Source organism: Candidatus Vesicomyosocius sp. SY067_SCS001 (genome assembly GCF_014706615.1).
Lineage (GTDB): Bacteria > Pseudomonadota > Gammaproteobacteria > PS1 > Pseudothioglobaceae > Ruthia.
The window spans coordinates 772385-798850 of the sequence record NZ_CP054877.1 but is presented as its reverse complement, the minus strand read 5'-3'; the positions used below and the strand labels follow the sequence as shown (position 1 = coordinate 798850).

The 26466-nt window shown below is 33.3% G+C and carries 21 protein-coding genes and 4 tRNA genes; 24 read left to right on the top strand and 1 reads right to left on the bottom strand.

Features of this window, described 5'->3' with window-relative positions:
- Positions 1-17 precede the first annotated feature (17 nt).
- Positions 18-599 carry a malonic semialdehyde reductase gene (locus HUW60_RS03800; RefSeq protein WP_190600212.1) on the bottom strand — a complete coding sequence of 194 codons (582 nt, stop codon included), beginning with the start codon at positions 597-599 and terminating at the stop codon, positions 18-20.
- A gap of 33 nt (positions 600-632) precedes the next feature.
- Between HUW60_RS03800 and HUW60_RS03795 the strand changes: the two genes are divergently transcribed.
- The 24 genes from HUW60_RS03795 to dnaE all read left to right on the top strand — a co-directional run bounded on the left by HUW60_RS03795 (position 633) and on the right by dnaE (position 26117).
- Entirely contained in the window at positions 633-866 is a 234-nt protein-coding gene (locus HUW60_RS03795; RefSeq protein ID WP_190600211.1) for a hypothetical protein, read from the top strand.
- Positions 859-1986: an NAD(P)/FAD-dependent oxidoreductase gene (locus tag HUW60_RS03790; RefSeq protein WP_190600210.1), complete on the top strand. Its 1128-nt coding sequence runs from the start codon at positions 859-861 to the stop codon at positions 1984-1986. Before HUW60_RS03795 ends, HUW60_RS03790 begins: the two co-directional genes overlap by 8 nt.
- A 494-nt stretch (positions 1987-2480) precedes the next feature.
- Entirely contained in the window at positions 2481-2819 is a 339-nt protein-coding gene (locus HUW60_RS03785; RefSeq protein WP_190600209.1) for a histidine triad nucleotide-binding protein, read from the top strand.
- An 895-nt stretch (positions 2820-3714) separates the two neighbouring features.
- Positions 3715-4935 carry a malic enzyme-like NAD(P)-binding protein gene (locus HUW60_RS03780; protein WP_190600208.1) on the top strand — a complete coding sequence of 407 codons (1221 nt, stop codon included), beginning with the start codon at positions 3715-3717 and terminating at the stop codon, positions 4933-4935.
- A gap of 94 nt (positions 4936-5029) precedes the next feature.
- A tRNA-Tyr gene (locus HUW60_RS03775) sits at positions 5030-5114 on the top strand.
- Positions 5115-5133: 19 nt separating this feature from the next.
- Positions 5134-5204, top strand: a tRNA-Gly gene (locus tag HUW60_RS03770).
- Positions 5205-5221: 17 nt separating this feature from the next.
- A tRNA-Thr gene (locus HUW60_RS03765) sits at positions 5222-5297 on the top strand.
- Positions 5298-5330: 33 nt separating this feature from the next.
- Positions 5331-6521 (top strand): elongation factor Tu, encoded by a 1191-nt coding sequence (tuf, locus tag HUW60_RS03760; protein ID WP_190600207.1) that lies wholly within the window; start codon positions 5331-5333, stop codon positions 6519-6521.
- An 80-nt stretch (positions 6522-6601) separates the two neighbouring features.
- Positions 6602-6677, top strand: a tRNA-Trp gene (locus HUW60_RS03755).
- Positions 6678-6693: 16 nt separating this feature from the next.
- Positions 6694-7065 (top strand): preprotein translocase subunit SecE, encoded by a 372-nt coding sequence (gene secE, locus HUW60_RS03750; protein WP_190600206.1) that lies wholly within the window; start codon positions 6694-6696, stop codon positions 7063-7065.
- Positions 7066-7075: 10 nt separating this feature from the next.
- The gene (nusG, locus tag HUW60_RS03745) at positions 7076-7609 is read left to right on the top strand and encodes a transcription termination/antitermination protein NusG (protein ID WP_190600205.1); all 534 of its coding nucleotides are present in this window, start codon (positions 7076-7078) and stop codon (positions 7607-7609) included.
- A 90-nt stretch (positions 7610-7699) separates the two neighbouring features.
- Positions 7700-8128, top strand: coding sequence for a 50S ribosomal protein L11 (gene rplK, locus HUW60_RS03740; protein WP_190600204.1), 429 nt, complete (start codon positions 7700-7702; stop codon positions 8126-8128).
- A gap of 4 nt (positions 8129-8132) precedes the next feature.
- Positions 8133-8828: a 50S ribosomal protein L1 gene (rplA, locus tag HUW60_RS03735; RefSeq protein WP_190600203.1), complete on the top strand. Its 696-nt coding sequence runs from the start codon at positions 8133-8135 to the stop codon at positions 8826-8828.
- 196 nt (positions 8829-9024) lie between these two features.
- Positions 9025-9549, top strand: coding sequence for a 50S ribosomal protein L10 (gene rplJ, locus HUW60_RS03730; protein WP_190600202.1), 525 nt, complete (start codon positions 9025-9027; stop codon positions 9547-9549).
- A 22-nt stretch (positions 9550-9571) separates the two neighbouring features.
- The gene (rplL, locus tag HUW60_RS03725) at positions 9572-9946 is read left to right on the top strand and encodes a 50S ribosomal protein L7/L12 (RefSeq protein WP_190600201.1); all 375 of its coding nucleotides are present in this window, start codon (positions 9572-9574) and stop codon (positions 9944-9946) included.
- Between the two features lie 169 nt (positions 9947-10115).
- Entirely contained in the window at positions 10116-14198 is a 4083-nt protein-coding gene (gene rpoB, locus HUW60_RS03720; RefSeq protein WP_190600200.1) for a DNA-directed RNA polymerase subunit beta, read from the top strand.
- Between the two features lie 13 nt (positions 14199-14211).
- Complete coding sequence (rpoC, locus tag HUW60_RS03715) at positions 14212-18393, top strand: DNA-directed RNA polymerase subunit beta' (RefSeq protein ID WP_190600199.1); 4182 nt, start codon at positions 14212-14214, stop codon at positions 18391-18393.
- A gap of 87 nt (positions 18394-18480) precedes the next feature.
- Positions 18481-19935 (top strand): anthranilate synthase component I, encoded by a 1455-nt coding sequence (gene trpE / locus HUW60_RS03710; RefSeq protein WP_190600198.1) that lies wholly within the window; start codon positions 18481-18483, stop codon positions 19933-19935.
- 221 nt (positions 19936-20156) lie between these two features.
- On the top strand, positions 20157-20504 hold the full coding sequence (soxX, locus tag HUW60_RS03705; protein ID WP_190600197.1) for a sulfur oxidation c-type cytochrome SoxX: 348 nt from the start codon (positions 20157-20159) through the stop codon (positions 20502-20504).
- Between the two features lie 10 nt (positions 20505-20514).
- Complete coding sequence (locus HUW60_RS03700) at positions 20515-20958, top strand: thiosulfate oxidation carrier protein SoxY (RefSeq protein ID WP_190600196.1); 444 nt, start codon at positions 20515-20517, stop codon at positions 20956-20958.
- Positions 20959-20991: 33 nt separating this feature from the next.
- Complete coding sequence (gene soxZ / locus HUW60_RS03695) at positions 20992-21294, top strand: thiosulfate oxidation carrier complex protein SoxZ (protein WP_190600195.1); 303 nt, start codon at positions 20992-20994, stop codon at positions 21292-21294.
- A 27-nt stretch (positions 21295-21321) separates the two neighbouring features.
- Entirely contained in the window at positions 21322-22137 is an 816-nt protein-coding gene (gene soxA, locus HUW60_RS03690; RefSeq protein ID WP_190600194.1) for a sulfur oxidation c-type cytochrome SoxA, read from the top strand.
- A gap of 7 nt (positions 22138-22144) precedes the next feature.
- Positions 22145-22468: a beta/alpha barrel domain-containing protein gene (locus HUW60_RS03685; RefSeq protein WP_238924458.1), complete on the top strand. Its 324-nt coding sequence runs from the start codon at positions 22145-22147 to the stop codon at positions 22466-22468.
- 223 nt (positions 22469-22691) lie between these two features.
- Positions 22692-26117: a DNA polymerase III subunit alpha gene (gene dnaE / locus HUW60_RS03680; RefSeq protein ID WP_190600193.1), complete on the top strand. Its 3426-nt coding sequence runs from the start codon at positions 22692-22694 to the stop codon at positions 26115-26117.
- Positions 26118-26466: the final 349 nt, after the last annotated feature.

Sequence of the window (26466 nt, the reverse complement as noted above, 5' to 3'; positions counted from 1 at the left end):
AATAAAAGTAAAGATGTTTAAATAATTTTGCATGCTTCATTAAAACTTAAACGCGGCAATCTCGGGAAAATTTTATTATGATCACCATGGCCAATTCCACATAAGAAAATAGATTTTGTTTTACCATCTTTAAAAAAATCATCGTTTAGGGTTTCCTTATTGAATCCCCCTATTGGACCACAATCTAGCCCAATAGAACGGCTAGCCATGATGAAATAAGCACCTTGCAAAGTAGCGTTTAGATTTCCTGCTAATTTTATTTTTTCAGGTTTGCCCTCATACCAATTTTTGGCATTAGTATGAGGAAATAAAAATGGTAATTTTTTGTAAAATTCTGTGTCATAGCTAATAATAGCAATAGCTGGTGCGTTCATGCTTTTATCAATGTTTCCTTCGTTAAGATGCGGTTTTAAACGTTGTTTAGCAATATGTGATTTAATAAAAGTAATGCGTACAGGGCAGTTGTTGGTTGCAGTAGGAGCAAATTTCATCAACTCATAAATTTGATGACATTGTGTTTTAGACACATCTTGTTTCAACCAGCCATTATGGCTTCTTGCATGACGAAATAAAGTGTCCAGTGTATCTTTGTTAAGCATTAAAATACCTTTAACTGTTAATAAATAATAAATATGCTAGATTATATATTTTTTGATACTAAGTTATTAAATAAATTTAAAAACCATTTAAGAAAGGCGGGTATAGAATTTGAATATAAACAAGATAGTATGTTTGGCTCTGTACAAGGTGAAATTGTCTCAATTGATGATACAGTTAGTGAAACCATATTATATGAGTTACAAAATTTATACGATGAATTACAAATTGAATTGGAAAAATTATTAGAAGAAAGTAACAATGAATAAAATCACTATTATTGGGTCAGGATTTGCAGGATTAACAGCTGTCAGAACTCTTAGAAAAAACGATAAACACATACAGATTACCTTAATATCGCCCAAGGCAGAGTTTGTTTATATGCCAAGTTTGATTTGGATACCGTCAGGTATAGCCAATAACAAAGATATTGTTATCCCTCTTAATCGTTTTTTTAAACGTATGAATATTTGTCATATTTCTGGTAAAGTTATAGGTTTGGAAAACCGTGCTAGAACTGTAATTACTTCAATAGGTGAGTATGAAAATGATGCACTTATTATCGCGTCAGGCGGGCGGTTTATTAAGAAGTTGCCTGGTATTGAGCATGCTATTACGCCATGTGATGGATTGAGCGCTGTCGAACAGATACGTGATAGAATTCAAGTTATGGATAGTGGTAATATTGCTATTGGTTTTGCTACTAATCCTAATGAATTAAGCGCGACACGTGGCGGTCCGATGTTTGAATTTTTATTTGGTTTGGATACACAATTACGACAAGAGGGTCGACGTGATAAATTTAATTTAATTTTTTTTAGTCCTACAAAGAAACCAGGCGTTCGTTTGGGCGAAAAAGCAGTGATAAACTTACTAAGTGAGATGAGAAAGCGCAATATTAACACTCATCTTGGTCATAAAATAAAGTCTTTTGAGATTAATAAAGTCATTACTGAGGGTGGTGAGTTTATTGCAGATTTGATTTTATTTATGCCAGGGATGACTGGTAATCATTGGTTTGACAATACTGAACTTGAACGTAGTAAAGGTGGTTTACTTAAAGCGGATAAGTTCTGTCAAGTTAAAGGCGCTGAAAATATATTTGTTGTAGGAGATTCAGGTTCTTTTCCAGGACCAGATTGGATGCCCAAGCAGGCACATATGGCAGATTTACAAGCCATAGCTGCTGCTAAAAATGTATTGGATGTTTTGAATGATAAGCCTACTAGTCATACCTTTAAGGTTGAGTTGATGTGCATTATTGATTCAAATAATAAAGGTATATATATATCCCGAACACTCAAAGGTGGTTTAATGTTACCAAGTTGTCGTTTGATGCATTATGCTAAACAGATTTTTAGTTGGCGGTATTTACGTCAATATCGGTAAACTGTTGAAAACTTTGTAAAATTATTAGGTATTGTTGCTTTATAAAGATGATGGATCTGAATGTGTTAGAGTTAATACACTTAAGGAGTGTGCTCTTTAATTTAATAGTTATATATAAGAATACTTCAATTAAATTTTAATATTAGACGCTTGTTTTTGGGGGTATTGAACCAATAGAGTTTGATTAACTCTATTGGTTCAGATTGACAATGGATAATGATCTAAACAAATTATATCGAGTTTATTTTTATTTGGAGCATAATTTCAGCCATTGATAATGGAATAAACAATTATTATCAACGTATTTTTTACCATATTAATAGTGCACTTGTAAAGATTTTCCATTATAGATTATTGTTATATTCATAATATTAAAGCGTTTTTAGGTAGGTATGTCAGGTATAGTTAAATCAGTAAGGTTAATTATTGCTGATTGAAATAAACTTACCACTATTACGTTTAAATTTACTTATTTTAATCTTTATCTTGGGGCTATGACTGATTGTTTATTTTGTACAATAATTAATGGAGATATTTCAGTTAATAAAATCTATGAAGATGAATATGTTCTTGCATTTTATGATATCAAACCACGAGCACCATACCATTTTTTAGTAATTCCAAAAACACATATTAAAACTTTAAATAATACTAATGATGAAAAGTTATTAGGAAAATTAATATTAATAGCAAGTAATATTACTAAAGAGCTTGGCTTTGCTGATAAGGGTTATCGTGTGGTGATGAATTGTAATAAACAAGGCGGACAAACAGTTTATCATATTCACCTTCATTGTTTTGGCGGACGGGTACTGACTTGGCCACCAGGATAGCTTACCTTTTTAGAAAAAAATTTTCTCTTTTTGATTCTAATATATTTTTTATTCATTAATAAATAGTCTGAAAGTGGTTACAAGTCTTATTTGTGACAAGCAAAATATACCATTAATCAGATAAAATTTAGTTCTTTGTATTTATTAAAATACTGTACTCACAATGAGTAATGAATTTTGAGCTAGACATCTTAGTATTTGTTTTAAGCTTGTTGCTAAAAACAACTATATAACTTATAGTTATAATGGTATGTTAATTTTGGTAATTTATAAAATATTTCATCTTAGAAGATGAAGCAAATTATAAAATTCATAATGTTATTTTTGATATTTTATTTTTAGAGATGTTATAGCCAGTTAGCTATACAAAATAAAGATATCATTGTGGTTGTTTATTAGTTATTAACGGATATCTTGATAGAGGTTAATAATATTTAAAGTGAATCGTAGTGCTCTAATGATTTTTCAGTGATTAAATATTTGACGATAGATTAATCTTATTTAATATGGATTATCTAGTAATGTAGTTATATTATATATACAGAATATATACAGACTAGACCATATATTAGAAGTAAATAATAGTTTAGTTAAAAAATAAGCTTTTGACGAGATTAGTTATGGAGTTTGTGTTAGTTTGTAAAAATGTAAGTAAATACTACTATTTTATAACAAGGATAATTTGTTTATCATTATTATTCTCAGGTCTAATTGAATTTAGAAAAGAGTAAAAACTTATTTCGGATAATTCAGTATAAAGGATTTAGTAGTTATTTAAATAATAGGTATTATTATGTGTATATTTCCTAATATATTAATATATATATAATATATTGCAATGGTAAACAAGATATCTTGGATAATGAAAATATTAATTTAATCTAAAAACTATATAATGAGTTCAAAATTTTATCAATTGGCGCTAGAATATCATAAAGGTAATCGTCCAGGAAAGATCATTGTTTCATCACATAAATCATTAGTAACATGCGAAGATCTGAGCTTAGCATATACACCTGGTGTTGCTATTCCTGTTCGTGAAATTGCACAAGATGCAAATAAGGTTTATGACTTTACCATTAAACGTAATTTGGTTGCTGTTATTTCTGATGGTTCAGCAGTTTTGGGACTTGGAAATGTTGGTCCATTGGCATCTAAACCTGTTATGGAAGGTAAAGCAGTATTGTTTAAACATTTTGCAGATATTGATGTATTTGATATTGAGATTGATACTCAAGATGTAGATGATTTTGTACAAACAGTTAAGAATATTGCTCCAACATTTGGCGGTATTAATCTTGAAGATATTTCAGCGCCTCGCTGTTTTGAGATTGAAAAGCGTTTAATTAAAATGTTGGATATTCCTGTTTTTCATGATGATCAGCATGGAACGGCTATTATTATTGCAGCAGGATTGTTAAATTCACTTGAAATTCAAGATAAAGATATTGAAACAATTCAATTAGTTTGTTTAGGTGCTGGTTCAGCAGGAATTGCTACTTTGGACTTATTATGTGAATTGGGCTTGTCAAAGGACAATATTTTATTAGTTGATAGTAGAGGTGTTATTTCTAAAGATATGGAAAATGTTAGTCAATTTAAAGCTCAATATGGTACGAAAACAGATAAAAAAACCTTAACAGATGTTATGCACGGTGCGGATGTATTTATTGGTGTTGCTGTTGCTAACTTAGTATCAAAACAGATGATTAAGTCAATGGCAGATAGGCCTATTGTGTTTGCCTTGTCGAATCCAGATCCTGAAATTTCGCCTAAAGATGCTAATTCGGTGCGTGACGATTTAATCATGGCAACAGGTCGAAGTGATTATCCCAATCAAGTTAATAATGTATTAGGTTTTCCTTTTATTTTTAGAGGTGCGTTAGATGCAAAAGCTAGTGAAATTAATTTAAAGATGAAAATAGCAGCAGTTTATGCACTTAAAGATTTAGCAAAATTAGAAGTACCAAATAGTGTTTTAAAGGCTTATAGTACAAAGTACATGACATTTGGTAAGGATTATATTATTCCTAAGCCTTTTGATCCAAGATTGATTGAGGTAGTACCTAAAGCAGTATTTGATGTTGCTGTTTCAAGTGGTGTTTCACGCTTGTAATTTAGCAAAAGACAGACTTTTAAAAAAACAATAAAACCTTAAATTAACGCTTGCACTATAAAGATAGTTATGGGATAATTCCTGATTATTTTTTGGAGGGGTTCCCGAGTGGCTAAAGGGAATAGACTGTAAATCTGTCGGCTCTGCCTTCGAAGGTTCAAATCCTTCCCCCTCCACCATAAAGGCATAGTAGGTTTTGCGGGTATTGTATATTGGTATTACCTTGGCCTTCCAAGCCAATGAGACGAGTTCGATTCTCGTTACCCGCTCTAAATAGAGTGATTGTGCTCACCTAGCTCAGTCGGTAGAGCACTTTCTTGGTAAGGAAGAGGTCGGTGGTTCAAATCCACTGGTGAGCTCCAAAAAATTTAATTTGTTACATGTAGGGGAATAAAATGTCAAAAGAACAATTTGAACGAACCAAACCACACGTTAATGTTGGCACAATCGGTCATGTTGATCATGGTAAAACTACACTTACTTCTGCCATTACTAAAGTAATGGCAGAAGTTCGTGGTGGAGAATTCAAAGATTATACAGATATTGATAATGCTCCTGAAGAAAGAGAACGCGGTATTACCATTTCAACAGCTCACGTAGAGTATGAAAGTGAGATGCGTCACTACGCACATGTTGACTGTCCAGGACATGCTGATTACATTAAAAACATGATTACAGGCGCTGCCCAAATGGATGGAGCTATTATTGTAATTGCTGCTACAGATGGTCCAATGGCTCAAACCCGTGAGCATATTTTGTTATCTAAACAAGTAGGTGTGCCTTATATAGTTGTTTATATGAATAAAGCTGATATGGTTGACGATGAGGAATTGGTTGAATTAGTTGAAATGGAAATTCGTGAGCTATTAGATGAATATGATTTTCCAGGTGATGACACGCCAGTTATTTTTGGCTCAGCACTTAAAGCCTTAGAAGGTGATACTTCCGACATTGGTGTTCCTTCTATCTTAAAGCTAGTTGACGCATTAGACTCTTATATCCCAACTCCTAAGCGTGATACGGATAAATCCTTCATTATGCCAATTGAGGATGTATTTTCAATTTCAGGTCGTGGTACTGTGGTAACAGGTCGTATTGAGGCAGGTATTGTTAATATTGGCGATGAGCTAGAAATTGTTGGTATTAAAGATACTAAAACCACTACTTGTACTGGTGTTGAAATGTTTAGAAAATTACTTGCTTCAGGTGAGGCTGGTGATAACGTTGGTGTCTTGCTTCGTGGTACAAAACGTGAAGAAGTTGAACGTGGTCAAGTATTATCTAAGCCAGGGTCAATCAAACCACATTCAAAGTTTGAAGCAGAAATTTATATTTTAAGCAAAGATGAAGGTGGTCGTCATACACCATTTTTTAACAATTATCGTCCACAGTTTTATTTTAGAACTACAGATGTTACAGGTGCTTGTCAGTTACCTAATGGCATAGAGATGGTTATGCCAGGTGATAATGTGAAAATGAAAGTAGAGCTATTATCACCAATAGCTATGGAAGATGGTTTAAGATTTGCTATTAGAGAAGGTGGTCGTACGGTAGGTGCAGGTGTAGTTTCTAAAGTGACAGATTGATCAAAAGTTAAAACTTAAATTAATTTAAAAAAGAAATGAAGAAGGTGGTTTGGACAATAGTTCAAGTTTTTGAGATTTATAGGCAAGTGGCTCAATTGGTAGAGTAATGGTCTCCAAAACTATTGGTTGGGGGTTCGAGTCCCTCCTTGCCTGCCATGTTAAAGGATGTAATGTGACTAAAGTAATAGAACCTAAAGCAAAACAATCATTGCTAGGAATGATTGTATCTATTTTTATCGTGGTTGTATCTTTTGTTTTTTTTTATTTAAATCCATTAGAATTAAGTACAACATTGTACAAAGTATTATTTTTGTTACCCGGTTTTTTGTTAGCCGGGTTTGTATTTTTTAAGTCACCTCAAGGCGTTCGCTTTAGCTCGTTTTTGATTGAGACAAAAATTGAATTACGTAAAGTTGTATGGCCTACACGCGATGAAACTATTAAAACCACAGGTATGATTATGGTTGCTGTTGTGATTGTGGCTATTTTTTTGTGGATAATTGATGCGCTATTCTCATGGATGGTTTATTTGTTAACAAATTGAGAGGACTAAAATGTCTAAAAGATGGTATGTGTTTCATGCAAGAAGTGGTTTTGAATCGAAGGTTAAGATTGCAATTGAAGAGTCTATTATTAGAGAAGGTCTTGAAGATTTAGTGGGTGAAGTGTTGGTACCAACCGAACAAGTTGTTGAACTAAAAGATGGACAGAAAAAAATGGCAGAACGTAAATTTTTTCCAGGTTATATGCTGGTCAATATGGAGCTTACTGAACCTAGTTGGTTGTTGGTTAAAAATACCAATAATGTTATTGGCTTTATTGGTGGTTCATCAGGTAAACCTTCTCCCATCACACAGCGTGAAGTTGATAAAATTCTTATGCGCGTACAAGAAGGTGCTGATAAGCCTAAACCTAAAGTGGCTTATCAGCCAGGTGAAGAAATTTTAGTTGTTGATGGGCCTTTTAATGAATTTAATGGTTTAGTTGAGGCGGTTGATTATGAAAAGAATTTATTGAAAGTAGAAGTATTAATTTTTGGACGTTCTACTTCGGTAGAGTTAGAATTCTCTCAAGTAGAGAAGACTTAAACGATAAATAACTTTTAAAGTTGTGATTTAATAAGGGGAGCTTAATTGGCGTTTGTACCCAGAACGAGGTAAATTCCTCAAGGAAGAAAAATGGCCAAAAAAATTGAATCCTATATTAAGCTTCAAGTAGCTGCACAAGAAGCAAATCCATCACCACCGGTTGGTCCTGCACTTGGTCAACATGGCGTTAATATTATGGAATTTTGTAAAGCATTTAATTCTAAGACTCAGGAGACTAACAAAGGTATGAAAGTGCCAGTAGTAATTACTGTCTATAGTGATCGTAGCTTTTCTTTTGTTACTAAAACACCACCAGCAGCTTTGTTAATTTTAAAAATAACCGATATTAAAAAAGGTAGTGGTTTACCTCATTTGGATAAAGTGGGCAGCATTACTCGTGCTCAGTTGGAAGAAGTAGCTAGTATGAAAATGAAAGATTTAAATACAAACGACATGGATTCAGCAGTTAATATTATTGCTGGTACGGCTAGATCAATGGGTATTATGGTGGAGGGTTGATTTGATGGCTAAATTAACAAAAAATCAAAAATATATTTTAAATAAAGTTGAGTATAACAAGTATTATTCAATTAATGATGCTTTAGATTTATTAAAAATATGTGCAATAGCAAAATTTGACGAGTCTATTGATGTGAGTATCAATTTAGGCATTGATGTCAAGAAATATGACCAAAATATTCGTGGTTCAGTAGTATTGCCAAATGGTACAGGAAAAACAGTTCGTGTTGCTGTGTTTACTCAAGGTGATAATGTGATTAAAGCACAAAATGCTGGTGCAGATGTTGTTGGTATGGAAGGTTTAATGAAGTCTATGCAAGGCGGAGATCTAAGTTATGATGTGGTAATTGCTTCTCCAGATGCTATGGGAGTTGTAGGTCGTCTAGGTCAAGTGTTAGGTCCTCGTGGTTTAATGCCTAATCCTAAGGTAGGAACAGTAACATCAGATGTGTCCTTGGCTGTTCATAATGCCAAGTCAGGTCAATTGCGTTATCGTGCTGATAAGGCTGGTATTATCCATGGTTGTGTTGGTAAAGTATCATTTAATGTAAACGCACTAGCGCAAAACATTAACGTTTTGATAGGAACGCTTAAAAAATCAAAACCTAGTTCAGCTAAGGGTGTTTATTTTAAAAAATTAAGTATTTCTTCTACTATGGGGCCTGGGTTTAGTGTTGATTTGGCAAGTGTTGATATTTAAGTTTTATTAAAATAATTCTTTGGGTAGTAAGATTTATCTTGCATAACCCTCAGAGACCATAGGTATAAACATGTCTTCTGGTATGTTTGTTTAATTGATTGATGTCTTCAATCTGCCTATGTAGAGGGTATGTAAATACTCTGTGGCGAAAGTTATCAAGAGATGACTTTCTTTTTAAATTGTTCAGGAGAGGTAAATGGCTCTAAATTTGATGGCAAAAAAGGCAGTTGTTGCACAAGTAAATTTGCTAGCAAGAGTGTCAGTTTCTGTCGGTGTTGCTGAGTATTGTGGATTGACAGTTGAGCAAATGACTAATTTGCGCTCAAGTGCGATTGATGCTGATGTGGTTTTACGTGTTGTAAAAAATTCATTAGCAAAAAGAGCATTGGTAAGTACAAAATGCGAATGTGTATTGCCTATTCTTAGTGGACCAGTTATTTTAGGTTTTTCACAGCAAGATCTAGGTGCAGTAGCACGAGTATTTAAAGACTTTATTAAAGAAAATAAGGATTTAGTCGTTAAGGGTTTGGGTGTTTCAGGCGAATTTGTAGAGTCAAATCAGCTTAAACGTATTGCAGACTTACCAACCAGAGATCAAGCAATTAGCATCATAATGGCATTAATGTTAGCACCAGTTGAGAAACTAGCTAGAACATTAATTGAGGTTCCAACGAAAGTAACTCGAGTAGTGAAAGCAGTTTGTGACCAAAAGAAATCATAAATAAATAAAAGGAGTAAATATTATGGCTAAATTAACCAATGAAGATATTTTAAATGTAATTGCCGATATGTCGGTAATGGATGTTGTTGAATTAGTGTCAGCAATGGAAGAAAAATTTGGTGTATCTGCAACGGCAGTAACACCAGTTGCGGTAGTAGCAGATGTGGATAATACAGTGCTTGAAAAAGATGAGTTTGATGTTATGTTAATCTCATTTGGAGAGAAAAAAGTTGCTGTTATCAAGGCAGTGCGTAGTATTACTGGACTAGGTCTTAAGGAATCTAAAGATATGGTTGAATCTGCACCGGTAGTAATTAAAGAGGGTGCATCTAAGACAGAAGCTGAAGATATAGAAAGGCAACTTAAAGAAGTTGGTGCTAGCGTAGAATTAAAATAATTGGTTAAATATAATTAGATACCAAAATCCTCGATAAGGGGATTTTAGTGTCTAATTTTATAGACTAAATTAAAGTACAAACTAGATGAGATATTTTTTAAGAATATTGATTGAAGTTTGTTGATTAAGAAAATTTTTTATAACACGATCAACTCAATACGAGGTATTCATGGCTTATTCATTTACCGAAAAAAAGCGAATTAGAAATAACTTTGGTTCTAGAGAATCAATATTGACTGAACCAGATTTATTAGCAATCCAAATTGATTCATTTAACAGTTTTATCCAAGCGGATAATAAAACCAAGCAAGATATTGGTTTGCATAGCGTTCTTCAATCAGTATTTCCGATTACTGCGGTTAATGGCTATGCTCAAATTGAGTATGTTGATTATCAATTAAAAGAACCTAAATTTAATGTTGAAGAATGTAAGTTACGCGGTGTAACATTTGCATCTACATTGCGTGTTAAATTAAATTTGGTTTTATTTGATAAAAATGGTTCAACTTTGAAGAAAAAGCGTAAAGTTAAGCAAATTATTGAAGAAGATGTTTATTTAGGGCAATTACCGCTAATGACTGAAACAGGTACTTTTGTTATTAATGGCACTGAACGTGTTGTTGTGTCTCAATTACACAGATCTCCTGGTGTTATTTTTGAACATGATAAAGGTAAAACACATTCTTCAGGTAAAATTTTATTTTCTTCACGCATTATCCCTTACCGTGGTTCATGGTTGGATTTTGAATATGACCATCATGAGCATTTGTATGTTCGAATTGACAGACGTAGAAAATTACCAGTTACTACTTTGTTACGTGCTATGGGTTTAAGTAGTGAGGATATACTTGAGACCTTTTTTGAAAAGACTTCCGTTAAATTAAAAGCTAAATCATGTGATTTAAGTATGTTACCGACTCATTTACAACGTACGATTGCAGAATTTGATATTGTTGTTAATCAAGATATAGTGGTTGAGAAAGGTCGTAGAATTACTGCTAAGCATGTTAAATTATTGGGGAAAGCAGGTATTAAATCAATCAATGCTCCGTTAGAGTATTTACTTGATAAGGTGATCTGTGCTGATATTATTGATAAAGACACAGGTGAAATTTTAATATCAGCTAATATTGTTATTTCTGAAGAAGTATTGGAGTTATTAAATACTAATAAAGTTAAGAAAATAGAAATTCTTTACATTAATTCATCTGAAACAGGTGCTTATATTTCAGATACATTACGTTTAGATGAAACTCAAACTGAGATTGAAGCCCGTATGTCTATCTATCATGTGATGCGTCCTGGCGAACCTGCTACTGAAGATGCAGTTAATTTATTATTTAATAATTTATTTTTCAAAAACGATCGCTATGATCTATCAAAAGTAGGTCGTATGAAGCTTAATCGCCGTCTAGGTATCTCACGTGAAACAGGTGAACATGTATTAACTAATGACGATATTATTAGAGTAATTAAATTACTAATTAATATTAAAGATGGTAATGATTCTGTTGATGATATTGATACATTAGCCAATAGGCGTGTGAGAGCAATTGGTGAAATGATTGAAAATCAATTTAGGATTGGTCTTGTTAGGGTTGAAAAAGCGGTAAGAGAAGGTTTGAATTTAGCTGAAACAGATGAATTAACTCCACAAGATTTGATCAATTCGAAGCCTGTATCTGCAGCAGTTAGGGAATTTTTTGGATCCTCTCAATTATCTCAATTTATGGATCAAGTGAATCCTTTATCTGGAGTTACTCATAAGCGTCGTATTTCTGCTTTGGGTCCTGGAGGGTTAACTCGTGAACGTGCTGGTTTTGAAGTACGTGATGTTCATCCTTCGCACTATGGTCGTTTGTGTCCAATTGAAACACCAGAAGGCCCTAATATTGGTTTGATTAATACATTAGCTGTTTATGCTAAGACAAACAGTTATGGTTTTTTAGAAACACCTTATCAAATAGTTAAAAATGGTAAGGTGAGTAAAGAAGTAATTTATGTTTCAGCTATTGATGAAATCACACATACAATTGCACAAGCAAATGCATTAGTGGATGATAGAGGTAAATTAATGGATGATCTTATTTCTTGTCGTCATAAGAATGAATTTGTTTTAGTAGATTCATCAAAAGTAACACTAATTGATATTGATTCTAAGCAAATTTCATCAGTGGCAGCATCACTTATTCCTTTTTTGGAGCATGATGATGCTAATCGTGCGTTGATGGGTTCAAACATGCAACGACAAGCTGTTCCTGTGTTAAAAGCTGAAAAACCATTAGTTGGTACAGGTATTGAACGTGTTGTAGCGAAGGATTCTCGTGTTTGTGTCACTGCTAAACATAGTGGTGTAGTTGAAGCAGTAGATGCATCACGCATCGTTATTCGTGTAGATTCTAAGAAGACTAAAGCGAATGAACTGGGGGTTGATATTTACAACTTGACTAAGTATTCACGTTCCAATCAAAATACCTGTATTAATCAAAAGCCATTAGTCAGAACAGGTGACAAGATTACTGTTGGAGATATCTTGGCAGATGGTCCATCGACTGATATGGGTGAGTTAGCATTAGGTCAGAATATGAAGATTGCTTTTATGCCTTGGAACGGCTATAACTTTGAAGATTCAATTTTAATTTCAGAAAAGGTTGTTCAAGAAGACCGTTATACAACAATTCACATTGAAGAATTAACAGCTTATTCTCGTGATACTAAGTTAGGTCCTGAGGAAATTACTTCAGATATTCCAAATGTAAGTGAGTCAGCATTGTCTAAGTTAGATGAAGTAGGTGTTGTTTATGTAGGAGCTCGTGTTAAAGGTGGTGATATTTTGGTAGGTAAAGTAACTCCTAAGACTGAAACAGTACTTTCTCCTGAGGAGAAATTACTCAGAGCTATCTTTGGTGAAAAGGCTAATAATGTTAAAGATTCATCATTACGTATTGGTGCTTCTAAATCAGGTGTTGTTATTGATGTACAGGTGTTTACACGTGACCGTGTAGAAAAAGATATTAGAGCGTTAAGTATTGATGCAGAACGTTTAGAGAGAATTAAAAAAGATATTGATGATGAATTTAGTATTATTGATGGTGATATTTTTCGTCGCATTCGTTTGAAACTTTTAGGTAATGTACTAAGTAAATCTATCGGTGATATTAGAATAGGTGAGAGATTAAGTACAAAATTGATGAAAAAATTTGATAATAAAGACATTGCCAAGTTTAAAGTTGAAAACGCAACTGTGAATAAAGAAGTAGCAGTACTGGTTAAACAAGCCAAAGCTAAGAAAGTTGAGTTTGAGAAATTCTTTAAAAAAGAAAAAGCTAAAATTAACGAAGGTGCAGAATTACCACCAGGTGTTATGAAGATGGTTAAGGTTTACGTAGCAACCCGTAAAACACTGCAGGTAGGCGATAAGATGGCTGGACGCCATGGAAATAAAGGTGTAATTTCACGTGTATCTCCAGTTGAAGACATGCCCTATCTTGCAGATGGCTCTACTATAGATATCGTACTTAATCCGTTAGGAGTGCCATCACGCATGAATGTAGGTCAAGTACTAGAGGTTCATTTAGGTTATGCTGCTAAAGGTTTAGGCCATAAAATTGCTGCTATATTAGATGAAAAACGTTCTGATATGGTTCAACAGATTAGAGTATTTTTAGACAAGGTTTACAACCTTCATGGTAAGAAAGAAGATTTAACATTATTTAGTAATGAAGAAATTATTGAATTAGCTAATAATCTTCGTGAAGGTGTGCCAATGGCAACACCAGTGTTTGACGGTATTAGAGAGAAAGATATTAAATCATTGCTTAGATTGGCCGATTTGCCAGAGTCTGGTCAAGAACAATTATATGATGGTCGTACAGGTGAACCATTTGATCGTCATATAACAGTCGGTTATATGCATATGTTAAAACTAAACCATTTAGTTGATGATAAGATGCATGCACGTTCTACTGGTCCTTACTCATTAGTAACACAACAACCGCTTAGTGGTAAAGCCCAGTTTGGTGGACAAAGGTTTGGCGAAATGGAAGTGTGGGCATTAGAAGCTTATGGTGCGGCACACACATTGCGCGAGATGCTAACAGTTAAATCTGATGATGTTGCAGGACGAGCAAAAATGTACAAGAGTATTGTTGATGGTAAGAATTTAACAGAATCAGTCATGCCAGAATCGTTTAATGTTTTGGTGAAAGAGATTCGTTCGTTAGGTATTGATGTTGAGTTAGAACAACACTAATTAGGAGGATTCAATGAGAGATTTATTAAAAATTCATAAGTTAGAGCAAAAAGAGCAAGATTTTGATGCAATTAGAGTTGGACTAGCTTCTCCTGAGAAGATTCGTTCATGGTCATATGGTGAGGTTAAAAAGCCTGAAACTATTAATTATCGTACATTTAAGCCTGAAAGAGAAGGTTTATTTTGTGCTAAGGTATTTGGACCAATGAAAGATTTTGAATGTTTGTGTGGTAAGTACAAGCGTATGAAATTTCGCAATGTTGTGTGTGAAAAATGTGGGGTTGAAGTAACTTATTCTAAGGTTCGTCGTGAACGAATGGGTCATATCGAATTAGCAGCACCAGTCGCGCATATTTGGTATTTAAAATCTTTGCCTTCACGTTTGGGGTTATTGATGGATATGACACTTAAGGATATTGAACGTGTACTTTATTTTGAAGCATTCTTGGTGACTGATCCGGGCTCAACACCACTTGTTCATAAGCAGCTATTAACTGAAGAAATGTATTTTGACGCATTAGATGAATATGGTGATGATGAGTTTGAAGCGAAAATGGGTGCGGAAGCTATTCAAGATGTTTTGTCTGATATGAAACTTGAGGTTGAGGCGGCTAATTTACGTGAAGATAGTTTAAATACAAAAAGTCAAACTAAACTTAAAAAGTATAATAAACGTCTTAAATTGGTTAATTCATTAATCCAATCTGGCAATAAACCTGAATGGATGGTATTGAAAGTATTACCAATTCTTCCATCTGATTTACGTCCCTTAGTGCCATTAGATGGTGGTCGTTTTGCAACTTCAGACCTTAATGACTTATATCGTCGTGTGATTAACCGTAATAATCGCTTAGCACGTTTATTAGAGCTAGATGCTCCTGAAATTATTGTTCGTAATGAAAAGCGTATGTTACAAGAGGCGGTAGACTCATTAATTGATAATGGTCGTCGTGGTCGTGCTGTGATGGGTAATAATCGTCGTCCTTTGAAGTCTATATCAGATATGATTAAGGGTAAGCAAGGACGTTTCCGTCAAAATTTATTAGGTAAACGGGTTGATTATTCAGGCCGTTCAGTGATTGTTTGTGGGCCTTACCTTAAGTTACATCAGTGTGGTCTACCTAAGAAAATGGCATTAGAATTATTTAAGCCATTTATTTATAATAGGCTACAAACTAAAGGTTTAGCCTCAACTATTAAAGCTGCAAAGAAAATGGTTGAAAGCGAATCACCAGAAGTGTGGGATATTTTAGAGAGAGTCGTGCATCAACATCCAGTTTTACTAAATCGTGCCCCAACATTACACCGTTTGGGCATTCAAGCATTTGAGCCATTACTGATTGAAGGCAAAGCTATTCAGTTACATCCACTTGTGTGTGGTGCGTTTAATGCTGATTTTGATGGTGATCAAATGGCAGTACATGTACCTTTATCTGAAGAGGCACAATTAGAAGCAAGAACATTAATGTTGGCTTCTAACAATGTATTACATCTTGCTAGTGGTGAACCTATTATTGTTCCATCGCAAGATGTTATCTTAGGTCTTTATTATATGACTCGTGAGATGATTAATCAAAAAGGTGAGGGCCTAATTTTTGTAAATGCAACTGAAGCGCTTAATGCTTATGAGTCTGATAGTGTTACCTTGCATGCAAAGGTGAAACTACGTATTCAAGATTATCAGAAAGTTAATGGTAAGTTTGAACCAAGTTCTAAACGTATTGTTGATACTACAGTAGGTCGTGCTATTTTTTCAAGAATTTTGCCAAATGGTTTGTCGTTTAATTTAATCAATGAAGCTATTAGTAAGAAAGTAGTTTCTAATCTAATTCATGTTTGTTATCGTACTCAAGAACTAAAGCAAACAGTTATGTTTGCTGACCAAATGATGTATATGGGCTTTCAATATTCAACCAAATCAGGTATTTCATTTTGTTCAAATGATATGATTATTCCAGATTCTAAAGCTGAAATGATCGAACAAGCAGAAATCCAAGTTAAAGATATTCAAGAGCAATTTTCCAAAGGTGTTGTGACTGATGGTGAACGTTATAATAAGGTGATTGATATTTGGTCACGTACTTCTGAAAAAGTGGCAAAAGCCATGATGGATGAAATTGGTTTTGAAAATTTTACTGATGTTGATGGCAAGATTCAGAAGCTTGCCTCGTTTAATTCGGTTTACATGATGGCTGATTCAGGTGCTAGAGGTTCTCCTGCACAAATGCGTCAATTATCAGGTATGCGTGGATTAATGGCAAAGCCAGATGGGTCAATTATTGAAACACCAATTACATCTAATTTTCGTGAAGGCCTAAACAATATGCAATACTTTATTTCTACGCACGGTGCACGTAAAGGATTAGCTGATACAGCCCTGAAAACAGCAAATTCTGGTTATTTGACTAGACGTTTGGTAGATGTTGGACAAGATTTGGTTATTACTGAAAACGATTGTGGTACTGATAATGGTTTGATTATGAAGGCAGTAATTGATGGTGGTAATATTGTACAAACCTTAGGTACAGCAACCTTGGGTCGAGTAACAGCTGAAGATGTGTTAATGCCTGATTCAGTAGAGGTGTTTTTAGAAAAAGGTCATTTAGTATCTTTGGATGATTCAGATAAGATTAATGAATTAGGCATTGAATCGATTAAAGTACGTTCTTCTATTACTTGCGATACACGTTATGGTGTGTGCTCATCATGCTATGGCAATGATATGGCACGTGGTCATAAAATTGGTGTAGGTGAGGCAATTGGTGTTATTGCAGCACAATCCATTGGTGAACCAGGTACACAGTTAACTATGCGCACTTTCCATATTGGCGGTGCTGCATCTGCTTCTACTGCAGTCAGTAGTATTAATGTTAATACTGATGGTATTGCACATTTTGAAAATTTAAAATCAATTACTAATGAAAATAATGATTTAGTGGTCATTTCTCGTTCTTCTGAAGTAACGATTCGTAATAACAAAGGTCAAGAGGTTGAACGTTATAAAATCCCTTATGGTGCAATTGTACATGTACAAGAAGGCGGTGCAGTTACAGCAAAAGATAAGATTTCTGATTGGGACCCTCATACACATCCTATTATTTCTGAGCAAGCAGGTCGCGTTATTTTTGTAGATTTTGTTGAGGGAATGACAGTTAATAAAAATACTGATCCATTGACAGGTTTAACGTTCTTTGAGATGATTGATGAAGCTGAAAGATCAACAGCAGCAAAGGGGTTAAAGCCGTTAATTAAAATGGTTGAGGAAAATGATTCTGAAGTTGTATTGTCAACACATTATCTACCATCGACTGTTAAGATTAATCTAGATGATAATCAAGTGATTAAAGCAGGTGGAGTATTAGCTAAAATCCCTAAAGATTTGTCTAAAACAAGTGATATTACAGGTGGTTTGCCACGTGTTGCTGATTTATTCGAAGCACGTAAGGCTAAAGATCATTCCATTCTTGCAGAGGCAACTGGTGTTATTAGTTTTGGCAACTCTACTAAATCTAAAGATCGTTTAATTATTACTAGTTCAGAAGGTAAAGCTACTGAAATGATGATCCATAAATGGAGTCAAATTAATGTATTTGATGGTGAGACGATTGAAAAAGGTGATGTAATTTCAGACGGGCCATCTAATCCGCATGATATTTTACGCCTATTAGGCGTTGAAGCATTGGCTAATTATGTTGTTAGAGAAGTACAAAATGTATATCGGTTACAAGGTGTTAATATTTCTGATAAGCATATTGAGGTGATTGTTAAACAAATGTTACGTAAAGTTGAAATTCTTGATGCAGGAGATTCGTCATTTGTTAATGGTGAAACTGCTGAATATGGAAGAGTGATCGAAATGAACTATCAACTAGAAGCACAGGGAAAGGATTTGATTAATTATCAAAGGCTGCTAATGGGTATTACTAAAGCATCTTTAGCAACTGAATCGTTTATTTCTGCTGCTTCGTTTCAAGAAACAACTCGTGTTCTGACAGAAGCTTCAACAACAGGACGTGTAGATACACTCCAAGGTTTGAAAGAGAATGTGATTGTGGGTCGATTGATTCCAGCAGGTACAGGCTTTAAACATCATCAAGTGCGTCGTGCTCAATATGTTGAAAGTATTACTACGCAAACAGTTGATGCACAACAAGCATTATCTGATCAATTAAAGGAAGCAGAGGAACAAACGTAAGAGGAGTGATATTTAACTTTTGTTTAGAAAAGGAAAACCGCATTAATTAAAATTGATGTGGTTTTTTATTACAATAAATTTTATTATATGAATCAATCTAGTTTTAATCAATTTGTTAAACAAGGTTATAATCATATTCCTGTTTTTAAGGAAGTGATTTTAGATACTGATACCGCATTAGGTTTGTATTTAAAACTGGCAGATACACCTTATTCTTATCTTTTTGAATCCGTGCAAGGTGGAGAGAAATGGGGTCGTTATTCAATCATTGGCTTGAGTGCACAAACTGTCATTAAAGTATTTGGCAATGAGGTACGTATTGAACAAGATGCACAGTTGCTTGAATCACTTATAGTGGCAGATCCACTATTATGGATTGAAAAATATCAACAGAAATACAGTGTACCAAAGATTAATAACTTGCCAGAGTTTAATGGTGGTTTAGTTGGCTATTTTGGTTATGAGATTATTCATTATATTGAACCAAAATTAAAATTTTCTAAGCAAAAAGATGAGTTTAATATTGCAGATATTATGCTTATGGTATCTAATGATTTAGTGGTATTTGATAATTTAGCTAATAAAGCTTTTTTAATAACACACATTAATCCAGTTAAACAAGCTTTTGAAGATGCACAATTAAGACTTAGTAAAATCAAGCGTCAGATTAACCAACCTTTAATTAAAAAAGATTATCAATCTCATCATTTTAGTGATGTAAATTTTACGTCTAGTTTTGGTGAGAAAAACTATAAAATTGCTGTTGATACTATTCAACAATATATTAAATCTGGTGATGTTATGCAGGTAGTTCCTTCACAAAGACTTAGTGCAACATTCAAAGCGTCACCAATTGAGTTGTATAGACAACTTAGACGTCTTAACCCGTCACCTTATATGTATTATCTTAATTTAGATGATATTATGATTATTGGCTCTTCACCAGAGATTCTCACTCGTGTAGATAACAATAGACGTGCAACTGTTAGACCTATGGCTGGTACTCGTTCACGAGGTAAAGATCATGCTCAAGATTTAGAGTTAGAACAAGACTTATTGAATGATGAAAAAGAAATCGCAGAACATTTAATGTTGATTGATTTAGGTCGTAATGATTTAGGTCGTATTGCAAAAACTGGTACAGTTAAGTTGACCGATAGAATGTTTGTTGAGCGCTATTCGCATGTAATGCATATTGTATCAAATGTTGAATGTGAGCTTAAAGATGACGTGAGTGTGATTGACGTTTTAAAAGCAACTTTTCCAGCAGGTACACTCAGTGGCGCTCCTAAAGTTCGAGCAATGGAAATTATCAATGAGGTTGAACCATTAAAACGAAATATTTATTCAGGTGCAATTGGCTATTTGTCTTGGCATGGATGTATGGATATGGCAATTGCTATTCGTACTGCCGTGATTAAGGAGCAAATACTTTATATTCAAGCTGGAGCAGGTATTGTTTATGATTCTACAGCGCAATCAGAATGGGATGAGACTATGCATAAAGCTCAAGCATTGATCAAAGCTGCACAGCAAGTTTAAGTGGATAAAATATAACTAAAAATATTATTAGTTATATTTGATACGAAAAATTATTCTTGAATAAAGTTATAAAGCACTAACATTGTGCTAAATTTTTTTTAAAAAAGAATATTATAATATAACGTTTTAATAAAAGAGTTGCAAAGTATTTTTAAGTGCTATATCATTCATTTTTATCAAGGTTTAATTATCTTGTTGATTTATATAAATAGGAGAACAACATGAAGGAAACTATTTCTTCTATCTCGACAGTTTTGATATTGATAACATTATTTATGATATCAGCACAAACAGGTGCTAAAGAGATGACTAGCGAAGAAGTAACTTTTGGTCGTAAGTTGGGAAATTGTTTAGCATGTCATATGATTCCAGGTGGTAGTTTGCCAGGAACAATTGGACCACCATTATTTGCAATGAAGGAAAGATTTCCAAATAAGGCTGATTTAAGAAAACAAATTTGGGATGCAACAATTAAAAATCCATATTCAATTATGCCTCCATTTGGTAAGCATCAAGTGTTAACTGAAAATCAAATTGATCAAATTACAGATTTTATTTATTCAAAATAAGGAAAACAATATGAAAAGAAGATTATTTTTAAAAAGTGCAATAGCAGGTCCTGCAGTTGCTACAGCAGTAAGTGCAGGTTTATTAACACCAAGCATGGTTTTTGCTAATTCTGCAAGTTTTAAGGATAAATCAGACATAGCAAGTACTTCGGTTGTAAGTTCTAAAAAAGGCTTATTTAAATTTAAAGCACCTAAGATTGCTGAAAATGGTGAGGTAGTTCCTATGACAGTGGACGCATCTAAAATTAAAGATGTAACAGATATTTCTTTTTATATTAAAAATAATTCTACACCCTTGGCGGCTTCATTTAATTTATCTGGTGCTCATGGTTATGTTTCTACCCGTGTTAAGATGGGTAGAACTTCTTCAGTTATAGCGTTAGTGACAGCGGGTGGAATAACAACTTCTAGAACTCAAGAAGTTAAGGTAACAATTGGTGGTTGTGGTGGTTAATTAACTAATTATATTAAAATGGAGTATATATAAATGGCAAGTATTAAATTAAAACCCAAGGCAAGAAAAGGTGTAATTAGTATTAAATGTTTAATTAAACACCCTATGGAAACAGGTTTACGTAAGAAAAAAGGTAAAATAGTCCCAGCGAATTATATTGAAAATATAGTTATATTACATAATGGTAACAAAGTTGTAGATGCTGATATTGGTAGCTCGATTTCTAAAAATCCATATTTTAAGTTTAAGGTAACTGGTAAGAAAGGCGATATAATTGAACTTAAGTACAAAGACAATAAAGATGAAATAGGTTCTGCGACTGCAAAGTCTAAATAACTGTTTATAATTACTGATGTGAAATTAATGAAAAAAATAATAACCATAATGGTTTGTTTAGGTTTTTTAGTTAGTGTGGTATTAGCTGATGTTAAATTTGACCAAAAGGCCCTTATTAATCATTTTAAAACAATTTTTCCGAGTGTTGAATTTGCAGACTATACCGATGGTGTATATATGATTGATCAAGATTCAAGGGAACAATTTGAAGAAATTTTAGATGGTATTCCTCCTTATGAGGAGGCAGTGGAGGATGGTGGCAAGGAGTATTTGAAGTTTGGTCTTAACAAATGTCTTTCACTGAAAGACCCAGTAGTAGCTCGTATTAAACATCCATACTTTAATGAATCGACTCAGCAAGTAGTCACACTTGAAACTGCAATTAAAAATTGTTATCAAAACCAAACTGGTAATAAATTAAATTACAATAAAGGTAAAATTGCTCGTATTAGCGCTTGGATTTCAGACCAAGCAGCTGGACAAAAGATTAATGTAAAAGTTGAGTCTTTTGGTGCTAAAGCGGCTTATGAGAAAGGTAAGATTTTCTTTTATGCCAAGCGTGGTCAGTTTAATATGTCTTGTGCAGATTGTCATGTTTATAACGCAGGTAGAAAAGCTCGTGCTGATATTCTATCTCCTGTATTAGGGCATACTACTCACATACCTATGTATCGCGTAAAATGGAGTGGTATGGGTACATTGCATCGTCGCTACTCTAGTTGTTTAAAGAATATGCGCGCTAATCCATTAAAACCTCAAACAGAAGCCCTTCGTAATATGGAATTTTTCCACCAGGCAATGAGTAATGGTCTTAAAATTACTGTCGATAGATATAGAAAATAGGAGAGAGATGCTAATAAAAAGAGTATTATTAATAGCTTTATTATTATTTACTTTAACAGCTCTGGCTGGCTACATGGGTAGTTTGCATAATTGGAACAATGACTCTAATTCATTTAAGTCTGTTATTGCGGCAGCTGAAACTGGCTATAAAGATAATCTTGCTGAAAGTATGGCATGGCGTGATACTGGAAAAATGATTAAAGAAGCCAGAAAATTGTATAAATCAGGTAAAAATGTTGCGGCACTTATCTTGGCAAATAAAGCTTATAAGCAAACAGTTAATGCAACATTACAAACTATTTTAGCAAAAACAGCAGGTCCTAGGTTCTAAGAAAATTTAGTGGGTTTATATATATATAATGCTTCTATTTTCTATTGTTTATTATAAAAAGATATATTAAGTTTTCTAATATTCTGTTGTTTTATATTTGAAATTTTTTTATATATTTTTTTGAAAATTAGCGCTATTTAAAATAAAATTAAGTATTTAAGATTAGTTTGTTTAGACTTGTAAAATAGGTAAGTATTCATCAAATTTATTTTAATTATTTTTAATGGTTAATCCTGGTTTTGTACATCTACATTGTCAAAGTGAGTTTTCAGTTGAAAACTCTGTAGTACGTATTTCAAAATTTATTGAAAAAGTACAAGAAATTGGCATGGATTCAATTGCATTAACGGATGAATCTAATCTTTTTGCAGCAGTTAAATTTTATCAAAACGCTATTGCTGCTAAGATAAAGCCAATATTTGGTGCTAGAATTAATATTAAAGACAAGGAAGGTGAGTTTTCTTCAGGTTTATTATTATGTCAAGATCATCAAGGCTATCTTAATCTTTCTGAATTGATTTCTTTGTCTTATACTCAAGGACGTTCATGTGAGCGTGTCAGCATAACACAGCAAGAGTTAATTGACTATAATCAAGGCTTGATCATGATTGCAACTCCTATTTATAGTGATGTAGCTAAATATTTAATATCAAATAAAATAGTTGAAGCTAAGCATAAATCTGAGTTTTGGCATGCTATTTTTGTTGATCGTTATTATTTAGGTGTTCAAAGAACTTCAAGGGAGTTTGATGAAAAGCATTTACATCTTTGTATTAAATTGGCACTTGAACTTGATATTGCTGTTGTGGCAACTAATGATGTACAATTTTTAAATGAAAGTGATTTTGATGCACATGAGGCTAGGATTTGTATTTCTCAGGGTAGCCTCTTAGATGACACGCAGCGTAAGCGACATTTTTCTAATCAGCAATTTTTAAAATCACCTGAACAAATGCATAAGTTATTTTCTGATTTACCAGAAATTTTAGAAAATACATTAGAGCTAGCTAAACGTTGTAATGTACATTTTGAGTTATTTAAAAGGAATCATTTGCCAGATTTTCCTATTCCAGAACACTTAACTATAGAACAATTTTTTAGTGAAGAGTCAGAGAGTGGTTTGGTTCAACGTCTGAAAAACTTAAAGGTAGATGTTAATATTTATCAACAACGTTTAAAATTTGAACTTGATATTATTATTCAAATGGGATTTTCAGGTTATTTTTTGATTGTAGCAGACTTTATTAGATGGTCAAAAGAAAATGATATACCAGTAGGTCCAGGTCGTGGTTCAGGTGCTGGTTCTTTAGTGGCTTATGTTCTAGGTATTACTAATGTTGACCCAATTAAGCATGAATTATTATTTGAACGTTTTCTAAATCCAGAGCGAGTTTCAATGCCAGATCTTGACATTGATTTTTGTACTGATCGTCGGGATGAAGTGATTAGTTATGTAGCTAAAAAGTATGGTCATGAGAAGGTTTCACAAATTATTACCTATGGTACGATGGCGGCTAAAGGTGTAGTGCGTGATGTAGGGCGTGTTTTGGGACATCCTTATGGGTTTAGTGACAAAATATCAAAGTTAATTCCTAACGATTTAAGGGTGACACTTGAAAAAGCTTTGAGTGAGCCTAAGAAAGGGGGTTCTAAAGAATTGCGAGCTCGTTATGATTCAGAAGAAAGTGTAACAGCATTAATTAATCTTTCTAAGCAATTAGAGGGTTTAGTAAGAAACGTTGGTACTCACGCAGGTGGAGTAGTGATTGCACCTAGTAAAATTAGTGATTTTTGTCCAGTATATAAAGGCTATGGTGAGAATGATAGAGTAGTTTCTCAATTCGATAAGGATGATGTTGAGGCAGTTGGTTTGGTTAAGTTTGATTTTTTAGGATTATCTAATTTAACAGTTATTCACAAGGCCATTAAACTAATTAGTATTAATGGTTTATCAGATGAACCGATTAACTTAGATACTTTACCATTAGATGATAAAAAAGTTTATAAACTACTTCAAAGTTGTGATACAACTGGTGTTTTTCAATTAGAGTCTAAAGGGATGCGTAGTTATTTAAAGAAACTTCAAGTAGATAATTTTGAAGATATTGTTGCAATGCTGGCATTATATCGTCCAGGTCCATTAGATGCAGGTATGGTAGATGATTATATTAATGTAAAACATGGTGCACAGATTAAGTATCCCCACCCTATGCTAGAACAAATTCTTAAACCAACTAATGGTGTATTTTTATATCAAGAACAAGTAATGAAATCTGCACAAGTGATGGCAGGATATTCTTTAGGTGGTGCAGATTTGCTTAGGCGCGCGATGGGTAAGAAAAAAGCTAGCGAAATGAATCGTCAACGTAGTGTTTTTGTTAAAGGTGCTGCTGAAAAGGGTATTAATGAAAAAAAAGCCAATGAAATTTTTGATTTGATTGATAAGTTTTCAGGCTATGGTTTTAACAAGTCTCATTCGGTGGCATATGCATATGTTTCTTATCATACTGCTTGGCTTAAGTCTCATTATCCAGCTCCTTTTATGGCTGCAGTTTTATCTGGCATGATGGATGATACGGATAGGGTTTCATTTACTATAAGCGAGACCCGTCAAATAGGGTTGATTGTTAATGGTCCAAATGTGTGTGAGTCTAATTACGAATTTAGCATTCTTGATGAAAAGACAGTCTTGTATGGTCTTGGTGCAATTAAAGGTGTTGGTGTAGCCTTGGTTGATGCGGTTGTATTTGAACGTAGTGCTAATGGTACCTACAAGGATTTATTCGAATTTTGTTCTAGAATTGAAAAGTGTTATTTGAATAAACGTGCTATTGAAGCATTAATTTATAGTGGTGCTTTTGATATATTAGGCGTGAATAGGGAGAGTCTAATTAAAACTTATCCTATAGCTATTAGACAAGCGGAACAAAAACAAAGTGACTATTTTTCTGGTCAGAATGGATTATTTCCACATAGTGAATATGAAACACGTTATCTTTTAGCACCAAGTTTTTCGTTTAAAAAAAGATTACAATTAGAAAAAAGCGTGCTGGGCTATTATTTTTATAATCACCCTACTAATGAGTATACAGTGACCGATTTAAAGAACATTAATGTAGTATTACCTTCTAAGATTGTCTTTAGAAATAATAGAGATGTACGTGTATTAGCGTTAATTTCAGATCTACGTTATCGCTCTATTAAGAATGGAGAGCAAATTGCTATAATTACAATTGAAGATGACTCTACGTCATTAAATGCTGTGGTATTTACGAAAACTCTAACTTTAGTGAGTAATCAACTTATGATTGATGAAGTGGTGGTTATTTCTGGTAATATTAATAAAGATTTTAGAAATCAATGGCAACTAGTGGTTAATAAAATTGAAAATATTGAGCAAGTAAAAATAAGTTATGCCAAGGGTTTTGAAGTATTATTAAACACTAAACACCAATCAATTTTTGATAAACTTATTAAGATTCTGATTGAATATAAGGGCAATTGCCCAGTTAAAATAACTTATATTGTTGATAATTTAATAGGTAGTATGTTGTTAAACAAAGTTTATTTAGTGGCACCTAATCAGCAGTTAATTGATGCTGTTAATGTCTTAGCTCAAGATCAGGTAAGCAAAGTTTATTATCATTAGCAAGTAGAGTATATGGCTCCCTATAAATTAAATCACTTTTAAAAATTAAAATAATACTTTACAAGTGTATTGATTAAGTTGATATTCAAGAATGGATTATAAATATCTGGTTATTAAAGATAAGGTATTATGTTAGGGTTAATCAGTACTTGAATGTTAGATTAACCGAATAATCTAGAACATATTTATATTTTGTATGTTGACTAGTAATCGTAACATAAAAATATAGAATCAAATATAAGTTTATATATGTACAGGTTAAAAATAATACTAAGATGCTATTGATGGATTTAAAGAAATCCTAATTATACTTATTAGATATTATATTACAAATTTGTGACTTATTTAA